Raw genomic sequence first — 12,970 nt, 5'->3', positions numbered from 1 at the left:
TCACAAGACAGTTGCTGAATTAAGCCGCGCCGCGAAGCGGCGTCGGCTTGAATGAGTTGTTAGGCAACACCGCGCTTTCTCTCGAAGGCTTGTCGTGTTTGAACCATGTAAACCGCCGGCCCGTCAGGCGTGGTGATGATCTTCTCCCGCACGAATCCTGCCTTCTCATAGCAGCGTATGGCTCGATGGTTGTTCGGAGTCGGGTCGGTCTGAATCTTCGTCACGGTGGGGTCCGAGAACAGTAGTTCAACGAGAGCGCGGACAAGCCTTGTTCCTAGGCCTTTGTTCAACTGTGTCGGGTCAGCCAGAGACTGGTCTATTCCTCGCACTCCTGGATCAGTTTCATCTTCCCACCAGCCATCACCGCTTCCGAGCGCGACGTACGACTGAGCATAGCCGATCGGTTCCTCGCCCAGCATTGCGATGTACGGTGTTACGGACTCTTCCGCCATCGCTCTGGGCAGGTAGTGTTCCAGCACTTCATCAAGAGTCGGTCGCTCTTCGTCACCACCCCACCACTCAACGATGTGCGGCCGGTTGAGCCAATCATGGAGCATCGGCAGGTCGCGCTCGGTCATGAGGCGAAGAGTTATGGGGGGGGTGCTCGCGGACATGAAATGGTCGCTCTGTGCTGCCTAACGCCTGAGTTAAGCCGCGCCGGAACGGCGTCGGCTTGGACGAATTGTTAGGGCGCATTGCACGGAGAGAGAGGACATGGCGGTTGTTGAACACAGCGATCTGAACCGACGGCACATTATCAAATGCGACCTGTGCAACAGGCGAGCGAGCATTGAAGCCGCGGACAAGCATGGGTGGGACTGGTTCACCGGAACACTGGGCCGAACGATGCACTACTGCCCGGAACATGCAAAGACACCAGAGCGAAACCGCGCATTTGACAAGTCACGCGGGCATGCGCCCTAACACCTGAGTTAAGCCGCGCCGCGAAGCGGCGTCGGCTTGAATGACTTGTTAGGGCGCAAAGTAGCAGAAGACCGGGACAGGCGGGCGCGCGAGCGCAAGGCAAGCGGTTGCACGCAGTTGCCTGTGCCGTCCGACAGCCGAGTCGCACGAGCGCACAGCGAGAGAGCTGCGAGGAAACGCTGCAGCGGACGAGAGTGCTTGCGTGTCTGCTGCCGCGAGAGGCCACGTGCGCCCGGCGACGTTGAGGCAAGCACGAGCCGTTGAACGAGGTTGGAGCAGAGCGCCAGGAAGCCGACGGAAGAGCCGGTTGGCGAGTTGCGCCTGCGAGCTGCCGGGCGCAGCTGCGGAAGCATTGCTCTTAGCGGCCTAACACCTGAGCTAACCCGCGCCGCCGACTGCGCGTGATTTCACCGCGAACCCGAAGCGGCGTCGGGTTGAGCGAATTGTTAGAGGGCAAGCAATGGCACAGCCGAATGGAACTGGCGGGCGAGGCCCCTGCCCTTACTGCGGGCAACGGTACACGTACAACAACTACATGCACCGCTCCGGCGACAAAGCGGTCTACGACAAGAAGATCAGCAAGTGGCTGACTGACACGCATTTGATCGCGTGCCACAAGAAGTCATTGCCCTCTAACACCTGAGTAGACCCCAAAAGCGGGGTATAGGACGGGATGTTGCGCGGTTGAGGTAGGCGGGTCAAGGCGACTTCCTACATGAAAACAATCCCTTATCTGCTATGCGGCGGTGCGGTGGATGCTGAACCATCCTGGATATGCGGCGGATCCGGGGGCGTAATGGGGCAGATACCTGAAAAACGAGGTGTAGCACCGGGGCAGGGCGAGGAGGGGAAAGTCAGCTTGATGGAAGCTGTTCGCCGCAGGATCCGCGCAAGACACTACAGTCTCCGCACGGAGCAGGCGTATCTGGGGTGGATCCGTCGGTTCATTCTGGCGAATGGGCGCAGGCATCCTCGTGAGTTGGGGGGTGCCGAGGTGGAGGCGTTCCTCAGTCGGTTGGCGACGGAGCGCAACGTGGCGGCCAGCACCCAGAATCAGGCGCTGTCGGCGCTGATGTTCCTGTACCGCGATGTGCTGCGGGTGGATTTGCCATGGATGGCCTCGGTGCTGCGGGCCAAGCGGCCGCGGCGGCTGCCCACGGTGCTGTCGATGGAAGAGGTGCGGCGGCTTCTTTCGATGATGGAGGGGCGTACCTGGCTGATGGCAAGCCTGCTGTATGGCACCGGCATGCGGTTGATGGAGTGCCTGCGGCTGCGGGTCAAGGACGTGGATTTTGCCCGCAATGAGATCCTCATCCGCAATGGCAAGGGCGGCAAGGACCGCCATACGATGCTGCCGCGGGCGCTGGAGGGGCCGCTTCAGCGTGAAATCGCGCGCGCACGGGTGCTGCATCGCCAGGATCTCGCCGAAGGCTTCGGCGAAACCCCGCTGCCCGATGCGTTGTCGCGCAAGTATCCGCAGGCGGGGCGCGAGTTCGGATGGCAGTTCGTGTTCGCGGCGGATCGGCGCTCGGTGGACCCGCGCAGCGGCGGGATCCATCGCCACCACGTCGACGATGCGGTGCTGGCGCGTGCCCTGAAGCAGGCGCGGGCGCAGGCGGGGATCGACAAGCTGCTCAGTGCGCACACCCTGCGCCACTCGTTTGCCACCCACTTGCTGGAGGCCGGCTACGACATCCGCACCATCCAGGAGCTGCTGGGGCACAAGGACGTGGCCACCACCCAGATCTACACCCACGTGTTGAACCGGGGCGGGCGCGGTGTGCGCAGCCCGCTGGACGGATGAGCGGTCAGGGATTGGTGGCGGTGACCAGCAGGCTTGCCTTCGGGGCGATGCCGCGTTCCAGCGACTGCAGCGCGATGTGCAGGCCGCCCACGGTTGCCTCGGTCTGGCCCTGGCCGCGCAGCGGGCTGGTGTGCAGAGAGAATTCGCTGCCGCTGCTGTCGTCGGGCTGCCAACGCAGCCGGACTTCGGCATCCCCGGCCCAGACGCAGCGTACGTCCGGCGGGCAGCGCGAGTCGTTGACCAGGCGCAGGTAGGTCAACTGGCTGCCGTCCATCAGGATGGCGCGTTCGCCCACGCCCAGGGTCACGGTCTGCGGGGCGTGGTCGTGCATGGGGCTGTCCTCGCCGGCAGGCGGCTGGGGGCTGGGCACTGCGCCGACGCAGCCGCCGAGCAGGGCGATGGCAAGGAGGCTGGCGATACGGCGCATGGCGGGCTCGCTGCAGTGGGGTCAGTGCGGGATATAGCACTTCTTCGGTGGAGGCGGCGTGCCCGGCGCTTCCACCGTTGCGGCCATGGCCGCGCGTCACGCCATCCGTGGGGCCGGGGTTTCGGCCAGCCGCAGCGGTTCCGGCAGTCGGTGGCTGGTGGTGAAGCGCATCACCAGTTCGGGTGCTGCTGCCATCGCTACCCGGTGGCCGGGCGAGACCACCAGGGGCGCGCAGTCCGCCCGGCTTCGCAGCAGCCAGCCGATCTGCTTGGGGCCGTCGCGCAGCGGAGTAAACGCGCCGCGCATCTCGTGCAGCGCCATCCGGGCTTCGCCGACAAGCGTGCTGGTGGCCACGCCGATGCTGGGCAGGCCGCTGGCCACGCCGAAATGCGCGGCGATGCCAAGCCGCTGCGGATGGGCGAAGCCGTGGCCGTTGATGAAGGCCAGGTCCGGGGCGCGCCGCAGCATCGCCAGCGCGTCCAGCAGGGCGGGCAGTTCGCGGAAGCTGCGCAGGCCGGGAAGTGCCGGCATCGAAGCCGGTCGGCGCACCGTCCGATGGTCGAGCACGGCCAGCGTCTCTGCATCCATCAGCACTGCGACGGCGCGCACGGTGGCACCGTCGTCCCCGCTGCCCACCGCGAAACCGGCGATGCTGCGCAACGGCTGCGGGAAGCGGTCGCGCAGCTCCACCTCCTCCGCCAGGCTTGCCTGCAGTTCGCGCAGCGCGGCGCTGTCGCCCTGCCATTGCGGGGCTGTGCTGATCACGGGGTGGTGGCCGGAGGCGGATTGGCTGCGCCATAGCGTTCCACCAGCAGGCGCGGCTGGCCATCGGCGCCGATGCGGATGGTGCTGAGGCGGTCGTACTCGTGGTCCGGCATGGGTGCGACGGCGCAGCGGCAGAGCGCGGCGACGATGTCGGGCACGGTATTGCTGTGGCCGGCCACCAGTACCGTGCCGCGCGGGTGCGCGGCGCGCAGGCGGACGGCAAGGGCGGCAGCCGGTTCGCCGGCGGCATAGGCCGTGATCGCCAGCCCGCGTGCCTGCGCGGTGGGCGAAACGGTCTGCCCGGTGCGCTTGAACTCGGTGGCGTAGGCCGCCGCCAGCGGCAGCGCGCCTAGCCGCGCCGCCAGCGCGCGGGCGCGGGCCTGGCCGGCTGCGCTCAGGTCGGGGTCGCGGCTGGCATCGACCTTTTCCGCGTGGCGCACCACGATGAAGGTCGCGGTGTCGGTGGCGGTGGGCGGGCGGGTCGCGCAGGCTGCCAGCAGCAGGCAGGCCAGCGCGGCGATGGGGGCGGAAAGGCGTCGTTGCATCCGCCCATCATAGGCCGCCCGCAGGGCTGGCCCCCGTTCGCGCGCGGCTTGGTCCGGACCGTTGCCGCGGATGGCACGCTATCCCGGCTGCAGCGCCGTCAGCAGGCCGCGCGCGGCGCTGAAGCGCGTGGCCGCGTCGGGCAGCTCCAGGGTGATGCGCAGCTTGTCCGGGCCGTCCATGCGGTAGTGCCTGGGCTGGCCCTGGATCAGCCGGATCACCGCCATCGGGTCCACCGCGGGTTTCTCCACGAACTGCATGCGCCCGCCGCTGCCGCCCAGGTCGAGCTTGCGGATGCCGAGCCGGGTCGCATCCAGCTTCAACTCGGCGGTGGCGAACAGGTGCTTGGCGGCATCCGGCAGCAGGCCGAAGCGGTCGATCATCTCCACCTGCAGCTCGCGCAGTGCATCAAAGTCGCGCGCGGCGCTGATGCGCTTGTACAGGGTCAGCCGCGCGTGCGGATCGGGCAGGTAGTCGTCGGGGATCAGCGCCGGCACGTGCAGGTCCACGTCGGCGCCGAAGCGGTCGGTGTCGTCCACGTCGGGGATCCGGCCCTGCTTGATCGACTTGACCGCGCGTTCCAACAGCTCGGTGTACAGGCTGAAGCCGACCTCGGCCATCTGCCCGCTCTGGTCCTCGCCCAGCAGTTCGCCGGCGCCGCGGATCTCCAGGTCGTGGGTAGCCAGGGTGAAGCCGGCGCCCAGTTCGTCCATCGAGCTGATCGCCTCCAGCCGCTTCTTCGCGTCCGCGGTGATGCTGCGGCCGTCCGGCACCAGCAGGTAGGCATAGGCGCGATGGTGGCTGCGGCCCACGCGGCCGCGCAGCTGGTGCAGCTGGGCCAGGCCGAACTTGTCGGCGCGGTTGATCAGGATGGTGTTGGCATTGGGGATGTCGATGCCGGATTCGATGATGGTGGAGCACAGCAGCACGTTGGTGCGCTGCTTGTGGAAGTCCAGCATCACCCGCTCCAGCTCGCGCTCGTGCATCTGCCCGTGGGCGATGCCGATGCGCGCGTCCGGCACCAGCGCCTGCAGTTGGTCGTGCATGCGGCCGATGCTCTCCACGTCGTTGTGCAGGAAATACACCTGGCCGCCGCGCGCCAGTTCCCGCTGGAAGGCCTCGCGCAGCAGCGCGTCGTCCCAGACGTGGACGAAGGTCTGCACCGCCAGCCGGTTGGCCGGCGGGGTGGCGATGATGGAGAGGTCGCGCAGGCCGCTCATCGCCATGTTGAGCGTGCGCGGGATCGGGGTGGCGGTCAGCGTCAGCAGGTGCACGTTGGCGCGCAGCTTCTTCAGCGCCTCCTTCTGGCGCACGCCGAAGCGCTGTTCCTCGTCGACGATGACCAGGCCCAGGTCGTTGAACTTCACGTCCGGCTGCAGCAGGCGGTGGGTGCCGACGATCACGTCGAGCTTGCCTTCGGCCAGCTTCTGCAGTTCCGCTTCGATTTCCTTCTTGCTCTTGAAGCGCGACAGCACCTCCACCCGCAGCGGCCAGTCGGCGAAGCGGTCGCGCAGGTTCTGGTAATGCTGCTCGGCCAGCAGGGTGGTGGGCACCAGGATCGCCACCTGCTTGCCGGCGCTGGCTGCGGCGAAGGCGGCGCGCACCGCCACCTCGGTCTTGCCGAAGCCGACATCGCCGCAGACCACCCGGTCCATCGGCTGCGAGGAGGCCAGGTCGCGCAGCACCGCTTCGATGGCGGCGTGCTGGTCGGGGGTTTCCTCGAACGGGAAGCCCGCCGCGAACGGCTCGTACATCGCGCGGTCCACGTCGATGGCCAGGCCTTGCCGCGCCTGCCGCTTGGCCTGGATCTCCAGCAGTTCGGCGGCGACGTCGCGGACCTTGTCGGCGGCCTTCTTCTTCGCCTTCGCCCACTGCTCGCCGCCGAGGTTGTGCAGCGGCGCGGTGTCGGGGTTGGCGCCGGAATAGCGGCTGATGCGGTCCAGTTGGGCCACCGGCACGTACAGCCGGTCGCCCTTGGCGTATTCGATGTCGAGGAACTCGCCGGGCATGCCGCCCACGTCCATCGCCACCAGCCCGCGGTAGCGGCCCACGCCGTGGTCCTCATGCACGATCGGCGCGCCCAGGGTCAGCTCGCCGAGGTCGCGGATGATCGCTTCCGGCTCGCGTCCCGCGCGCTTGCGACGGCGCGGCTGGCTGGCGCGTTCGGGGAACAGCTGGCGTTCGGTGAGCACGCATAGCGCCGGCGCATCCAGCGCGAAGCCATCGTCGAAGGGGGCGACGGCGATTGCGAACGGCTGCGGGCCGGCCTTGCCGCCGGGCGCGGCAGGCAGCCCGAGGCGCTCCCCGATACTCGCTTGGTCGGTCTGCCCACCGCGCCCGGCGGCAAGGCCCATCGCGCCTTGGGTGGCTCCCGCAAAAGCCGACCAGTCTGCCAGCACTTCGGGCTGCAATCCCGCCGCCTGCAGCACCTCCAGCAGCGCCTCGCGCCGCCCCGGCGAATCCGCCGCCACCAGCACGCGGCCGGGGTAGTGCGACAGGAAATCGCGCAGCGCCTGCCCGGCGGGCTGGTCCTTCGCGGTCAGCGGCAAGGTGGGGGCCGGCTGCACCGGCAGCGGCTGGGCGTCGTCGTGGCGCGGATGCTGCGCCCCGCAGACCTCGATGCGCTCGAAGCGGTTCAGGGTTTCGCGCAGCGCATCGGGCGACAGCCACAGCTCGGCCGGTGGCAGCAGCGGGCGTTCGATGTCGTGGCGCAGCTGCTCGTAGCGCTCGCCGATCTGCTTCCACGCGTGCTCGGCGGCCTCCAGCGCGCCGTCGCAGACCAGCGGCAGTGCGTTGGCGCCGAGGTAGTCGAACAGGGTCTCGGTGCTGGCGGTGGCGCCGCGCGGCGCGGCGAAGAACAGCGGCAGGTAGTACTCCACCCCGGCCGGCGCCAGCCCGGCCTTCAGGTCCTGCACCAGCGCGCTGCGCCGGGTGTCGATGTCGAAACGTTCGCGCAGTGCCTCCAGCGCGCGCTGCACGTGGGCATCGTCCATCGGCACTTCGCGGCCCGGCAGCAGCTCGATGGCCTCGATCCTTTCCAGCGAGCGCTGCGACTCAGGGTCGAAGGCGCGGATGCTGTCGATCGTATCGTCCAGCAACTCCACCCGGAACGGCGCGTCGGCGCCCATCGGGTACACGTCCAGCAGGCCGCCGCGCACCGCGAAGTCGCCGGGGTCGAACACCTGCGGCACGTTGCGGTAGCCGGCCGATTCCAGCCGCCGCTTCTCCGCGTCCATGTCCATGCGCTGGCCCAGCCGCACGCTGAAGCGGTTGCCCAGCACGTGCGCGCGCGGGGCCAGCCGCTGCATCAGGGTGGCGGCCGGCACGATCACCAGGCCGCGCTTGAGTTCCGGCAGGCGTGCCAGCGTGGCCAGGCGCTGGCTGACGATTTCCGGGTGCGGGCTGAAGCGGTCGAAGGGCAGCGTTTCCCAGTCGGGGAAGCCCAGTACCGGCAGCGCGGGATCGCCGCCGGTGAGGGTGCGCAGGTCGGCCTCCAGCTGGTGCGCGGCGTGGTTGTCGCGCGCCACCAGCAGCAGCGGGCCATCGAAGCGCTGCGCCGCGGCCAGCGCGGCGGCGGCCAGGGCTGTGCCGGACGCCGGCGCGCGCCACCAGGCGCGCTGCTGGCCGGGACGCGGCAGGGGAACGGGGGCTTGCAGCTGCAGATCAGGCATGGAAAACGCGCCCGCGCCGGACGCCGTGCGCCAGCGCGTTGTCGATGGGATTGGAGGCCGATTCTACCGGGTCGAACATCCAGACCCGTCTGCCCGATGCATGCTCAGCCGGTCGGCAGGGGCATGGGGGGCGGGACGATCTTCGGCTTCGGTGGCGGAATATCCAGCACCACCCGCACCAGCCCGGGTTCGCCGGTCGCCTCCTGGCGGAAGCCCAGCGAGGTGGCCAGCGCCTGCATCGGCAGGTTGCTTTCCAGCACGTCGCCGTACACCCGGCGCACCTTGCGGCCCTTGGCCCAGCGCACCAGCCGGCGCATCAGGTGGCGGCCCAGGCCCATGCCGTTGACGTAGTGGCTGACCAGGATGGCGAACTGGGCGTCGCTGCCGTTGTCGTCGATCGAGATGCGCGCCACCGCGCCGACCAGTGCCTCGCCAGGCGGCAGCGGTTCAGCGGCCACCAGCGCGAAGTCGCGGCGCGGGTCCGGGCGGGCCAGCCGCTCTGCCTGCTGCGCGCTCAGTTCCTTCATCGGGTGCAGGAAACGCTGGCGGATCTCGTCCGGCTCCAGCAGGCTGAACGCGGCCTGCATCGGCCCGGCGTCTTCCGGCCGGATCGGGCGGATCAGGATGTCCCGCCCGTTGGCGAGGCGGACGTTTTCGTGCCACGGGGGCATGCGGTTGCGGGCGGCCATTCCGGCATCTTCGCGTGGGAGGCGTTAAAAAAATGAACGGCGCGTGTCTGGCGGATGAGCCTCAGCCGGCGGCGGGCGAGCCGCGGCCACGCAGGCCGGCCACGGCCTTGACGGCGCCCAGCACCAGTGCCCCGGCGACCACGCCGCAGGCGGCATTGAACAGGTTTTCCCACAGCCAGCCCGGCGGCAGCGCGTGCGCGGCTTGGGCCCAATGGTGCAGCAGCGGGATGCCGTGGACCAGGATGCCGCCGCCGACCAGGAACATCGCGGCGGTGCCGGCCACCGACAGGAACCGCATCAGCTTCGGGGCGAAGGCCAGGATGGCCCGGCCCAGCGCCATGCTGGCGCTGCCGGCGCCAGCCCGGGTCAGGCGCAGTCCCAGGTCGTCCAGCTTGACGATGCCGCCGACCAGTCCGTACACGCCGACGGTCATCAGCAGGGCGATCACCACCAGCACCCCCAGCTGCTTGGCGAACGGCTGGGTGGCCACCGTGCCCAGGGTGATGACGATGATCTCGGCGGACAGGATGAAGTCGGTGCGGACGGCGCCGCGGATCTTGTCGCGCTCGAACGCCACCATGTCCATCGACGGGTCGGCCACCGCCTGCACCAGCATGTCGCGGTGTTCGGCGTCATCGCCCTTGTGCAGGAACTTGTGCGCGAGCTTCTCCACGCCCTCGTAGCAGAGGTAGGCGCCGCCCAGCATCAGCAGCGGCAGGATCAGCGGGATGCCGATGCCGCGCGATTTCAGCCACGCCTCCAGCGCCGCGATCGCCAGCGCCGCCGGCACCAGGATCGCCTTGTTGACCAGCGAGCCCTTGGCCACCGCCCAAACCACCGGCAGCTCGCGCTCGGCGCGGATGCCGGTGACCTGCTGCGCGTTCAGCGCCAGGTCGTCGCCCAGCACGCCAGCGGTCTTCTTGGTGGCGACCTTGGCCATCACCGAAATGTCGTCGAGCAGGGTGGCGATGTCGTCGAACAGCGCGAAGAAGCTGGAAGCCATGGGCTGATTCAGTCGGGGCAGGGGCGGAAGTCTCGCATGCCCGGGTGCAACGGCGCGCGACGGCGCCGTCGCAGCCCTCACGCCGGTTCGCGCACCCACTCCACCCGCGCGCTGGCGCCGGGTTCGCCCAGCGCCCGGCGCAGGGCGTCCAGGGTGGGCCACATGTCGGCGTCGAACTGCCACGGGGCATTGAGGATCAGCATGCCGCTGCCGTTCAGCCGCAGCGGCGAGTCGTCCGGGCGCACCAGCAGCTCCAGCAGCAGCGCCGACTTCGCCGGCAGCCTGGCGGCGGCGCGGCGGAACGGATGCAGCGCGCGGCCCTGCTTGATCGGGTACCACAGCGCGAACATGCCCTGCGGCCACCGCGCCAGGCCGTCGGCCAGCGCGGCCAGCGCGAGGTCGAATTCGGCCAGCTGCGCCTCGAACGGCGGATCGATCAGCACCAGCCCGCGGGCGAATTTCCGTGCGCCATGCCTTGGCGGCAGCAGCGCCTTGAGCGCGGCGTAGCCGTCGCGGGCGTGAACGGCGATGCGCGGATCGGCGGCGAAATGCTGCTTCAGCACTGCGGCTTCTTCCGGGTGAAGCTCGCAGGCGGCGATGCGGTCGATCTCGCGCAGCGCATGGCCCAGCAACCACGGCGAGCCCGGATAGGCCGCGCCGCCGTGCTGGGTGCGGCAGGCACGCACCGCCGTCAGGTAGCGTTGGATCGCCGGGTCGCGCGGGGCCTCGGCCTGCAGCCGGGCGATGCCGTCCTGCGCTTCGCCGGTGGCCTGCGCGGCTTCGCCGTCCAGCTTGTACAGCCCGCGGCCGGCGTGGGTGTCCAGCGCGAAACAGGGCGACGGCTTGGCGGTCAGCGCCTCGCACAGCGCCAGCAGCACCACGTGCTTGAGGACATCGGCGTGGTTGCCGGCATGGAAGGCGTGGCGGTAATTCATGCGCGCATTGTCGCACCCACTTCACATTGGCCCCCCAAACCGCGGCGCACGCCCGGTTACGATGCCGGCATGCCCACCATCCTGCTGGCCGAAGACGAGGCCGCCATCGCCGAGACGGTGCTGTACGCGCTGCGCGCCGAAGGCTTCGCCGCCGAGCACGTGCTGCTGGGCGGACAGGTGCTGCCGCGGCTGGCGCAGGGCGGGATCGACCTGGTCATCCTCGACGTCGGCCTGCCCGATGCCAGCGGTTTCGAGATCTGCCGCCGGCTGCGCGAACGCCACGCGCTGCCGGTGATCTTCCTGACCGCGCGCAGCGACGAGATCGACCGCGTGCTGGGGCTGGAGCTGGGCGCGGACGACTACATGGCCAAGCCCTTCTCGCCGCGCGAACTGGTGGCGCGGGTGCGCGCGCGCCTGCGCCGGCACGAGGGCGGGCAGGCCCGCCAGCGCGGCCGTTTCGAGATTGACAGCGAGGCCCACCGCATCCGCTACGCCGGCCACTGGCTGGAATTGACCCGCTATGAGCACGCGCTGCTGGCCGAATTGCTGCGCCGTCCCGGCGCCATCCTTGCCCGTGCGCAGCTGCTGGACCGGGTATGGGCGGACGCGCTGGAATCCGGCGAGCGCACCGTCGACACCCACGTGAAGACGCTGCGCGCCAAGCTGCGCCAGCTCGATCCCGCGCGCGACCCGATCCGCACCCATCGCGGACTGGGCTATTCCATCGACGTGGACTGAGCGACGGTGAAGATCGCGCTGCGCGTGCTGCTGGGCTATTTCGTGATCGTCGCGCTGGCGGCGCTGCTGCTGGGCAACGTGTTCGTGCAGCAGGTCAAGCCCGGCGTGCGCCAGGCGATGGAGGACACCCTGGCCGACACCGCCAACCTGCTGGCGGAGCTGGCCAGCGACGACCTGCTGGCCGGGCGGATCGCCGACGGCCGCTTTGCGGCGCGGGTGCGGGCGATGACCGGGCGCGAACTGGACGCCGACATCTGGGGGCAGGCCAAGCGCCGCGCCAGCTATCGGGTCACCATCACCGACGCGCGCGGGATCGTGGTGTTCGATTCCGCCGGGCGCGAGCTGGGCCGCGACAACTCGCGCTGGAACGACGTCTACCGCACCCTGCGCGGTCAGTACGGCGCGCGCTCCACCCGCGACGATCCGGACGACGAAGCCAGCACGGTGATGTACGTGGCCGCGCCGATCTTCGATGCGGCCGGCAGCGTCGCCGGCGTGCTCACCGTGTCCAAGCCCAACCGCAGCATCCAGCCGTTCATCGAGCGCAGCCAGAACACCATCCTGCGCTGGGGCTGGGTGCTGCTGGGCAGCGCGCTGCTGGTGGGTGGGCTGGCGGCGTGGTGGCTGTCGCGCCAGCTGGCCGCGCTGCGCCGCTATGCCGACGCGGTGGCGCGCGGCGAACGCGCGACGCTCCCCGACGCCGCCGGCGAATTCGCCGACCTGGGCCGCGCGCTGGAAAGCATGCGCCGGCAGCTGGAAGGCAAGCAGTACGTCGAGCGCTACGTGCACGCGTTGACCCACGAACTCAAGAGCCCGCTGGCGGCGATCCGCGGTGCGGCCGAACTGCTGGAACGGCCGCTGCCGGAGGCCGACCGCGCCCGCTTCGTCGCCAGCATCGATGCGCAGGGCCGGCGCATGGCGGCGATGGTGGACCGGCTGCTGGCGCTGGCTGCGCTGGAGCACCGCGAAGGACTGGACGCGCCGCTGCCGCTGGACCTGGCCGCGCTGGCGGGCGAGGCGCTGGACGATGCGGCGTCGCGCGCGCAGGCGCGCGGCGTGGCGGTGCGCCTGCAGGCGGACGGTGCGCTGCCGCAGGTCAGCGGCGATGCGTTCCTGCTGCGCCAGCTGCTGGCCAACCTGATCGACAACGCCATCGATTTCTCGCCGGCCGGCGCCGCGGTGGAGGTGCGCTTGCGGGCGCAGCGCGATGGCTTGCGCATCGAGGTCGGCGACCGCGGCCCCGGCATCCCCGGCTTCGCGCTGGAACGGGTGTTCGAGCGCTTCTACTCGCTGCCGCGTCCGGACGGCAGCGCCCGCGGCAATGGCCTGGGCCTGAACTTCGTCGCCGAGATCGCCAAGCTCCATGGCGGGCGGGTGGTGCTGGAGAACCGCGAAGGCGGCGGGGCGCTCGCGACCGTCCTGCTGCCGCTCGCATCGCCATAGGCGCAACTGAAGGACGCCACGCGTTCGA

General features: G+C 69.7%; 11 protein-coding genes. 3 read left to right on the top strand and 8 right to left on the bottom strand.

Annotated elements, in window-relative coordinates; translation table 11 throughout:
* Window positions 1-59: 59 nt before the first annotated feature.
* Complete coding sequence (locus SPK54_RS08900; protein ID WP_023622803.1) at window positions 60-614, bottom strand: aminoglycoside N-acetyltransferase AAC(6')-IIa; 555 nt, start codon at window positions 612-614, stop codon at window positions 60-62.
* A 1,172-nt stretch (window positions 615-1,786) separates the two neighbouring features.
* Here SPK54_RS08900 and SPK54_RS08895 point away from each other — a divergent pair.
* Complete coding sequence (locus tag SPK54_RS08895) at window positions 1,787-2,728, top strand: integron integrase (RefSeq protein ID WP_330947554.1); 942 nt, start codon at window positions 1,787-1,789, stop codon at window positions 2,726-2,728.
* Between the two features lie 4 nt (window positions 2,729-2,732).
* Here the strand turns inward: SPK54_RS08895 and SPK54_RS08890 are convergent, their stop codons facing one another.
* From SPK54_RS08890 to rlmJ, 7 genes are all read right to left on the bottom strand, one after another.
* Window positions 2,733-3,155, bottom strand: a complete 423-nt coding sequence (locus SPK54_RS08890) for a hypothetical protein (protein ID WP_330947549.1) — start codon at window positions 3,153-3,155, stop codon at window positions 2,733-2,735.
* Between the two features lie 96 nt (window positions 3,156-3,251).
* The gene (locus tag SPK54_RS08885; RefSeq protein WP_330947548.1) at window positions 3,252-3,920 is read right to left on the bottom strand and encodes an endonuclease V; all 669 of its coding nucleotides are present in this window, start codon (window positions 3,918-3,920) and stop codon (window positions 3,252-3,254) included.
* Window positions 3,917-4,465: a histidine phosphatase family protein gene (locus SPK54_RS08880; protein ID WP_330947547.1), complete on the bottom strand. Its 549-nt coding sequence runs from the start codon at window positions 4,463-4,465 to the stop codon at window positions 3,917-3,919. Before SPK54_RS08880 ends, SPK54_RS08885 begins: the two co-directional genes overlap by 4 nt.
* A gap of 78 nt (window positions 4,466-4,543) precedes the next feature.
* Window positions 4,544-8,134: a transcription-repair coupling factor gene (gene mfd / locus SPK54_RS08875; protein WP_330947546.1), complete on the bottom strand. Its 3,591-nt coding sequence runs from the start codon at window positions 8,132-8,134 to the stop codon at window positions 4,544-4,546.
* A gap of 104 nt (window positions 8,135-8,238) precedes the next feature.
* Window positions 8,239-8,823 carry a GNAT family N-acetyltransferase gene (locus SPK54_RS08870; RefSeq protein ID WP_330947545.1) on the bottom strand — a complete coding sequence of 195 codons (585 nt, stop codon included), beginning with the start codon at window positions 8,821-8,823 and terminating at the stop codon, window positions 8,239-8,241.
* A gap of 61 nt (window positions 8,824-8,884) precedes the next feature.
* Window positions 8,885-9,826, bottom strand: a complete 942-nt coding sequence (locus SPK54_RS08865; RefSeq protein ID WP_330947544.1) for a DUF808 domain-containing protein — start codon at window positions 9,824-9,826, stop codon at window positions 8,885-8,887.
* Between the two features lie 77 nt (window positions 9,827-9,903).
* Window positions 9,904-10,761: a 23S rRNA (adenine(2030)-N(6))-methyltransferase RlmJ gene (rlmJ, locus tag SPK54_RS08860; RefSeq protein ID WP_330947543.1), complete on the bottom strand. Its 858-nt coding sequence runs from the start codon at window positions 10,759-10,761 to the stop codon at window positions 9,904-9,906.
* Between the two features lie 69 nt (window positions 10,762-10,830).
* On the opposite strand from rlmJ, the gene creB reads away from it, so the two are divergent.
* Together creB and creC are read left to right on the top strand one after the other, a co-directional pair.
* On the top strand, window positions 10,831-11,499 hold the full coding sequence (gene creB / locus SPK54_RS08855; RefSeq protein WP_330947542.1) for a two-component system response regulator CreB: 669 nt from the start codon (window positions 10,831-10,833) through the stop codon (window positions 11,497-11,499).
* 6 nt (window positions 11,500-11,505) lie between these two features.
* Window positions 11,506-12,942 carry a two-component system sensor histidine kinase CreC gene (gene creC, locus SPK54_RS08850; RefSeq protein ID WP_330947541.1) on the top strand — a complete coding sequence of 479 codons (1,437 nt, stop codon included), beginning with the start codon at window positions 11,506-11,508 and terminating at the stop codon, window positions 12,940-12,942.
* Window positions 12,943-12,970 lie beyond the last annotated feature (28 nt).

Origin of the sequence: Thermomonas sp. LB-4, assembly GCF_036409385.1 — a bacterium.
Classification (GTDB): Bacteria; Pseudomonadota; Gammaproteobacteria; order Xanthomonadales; family Xanthomonadaceae; genus Thermomonas.
The sequence above is the reverse complement of the archived record's forward strand: the minus strand, read 5'-3'. Positions and strand labels throughout refer to the sequence as shown.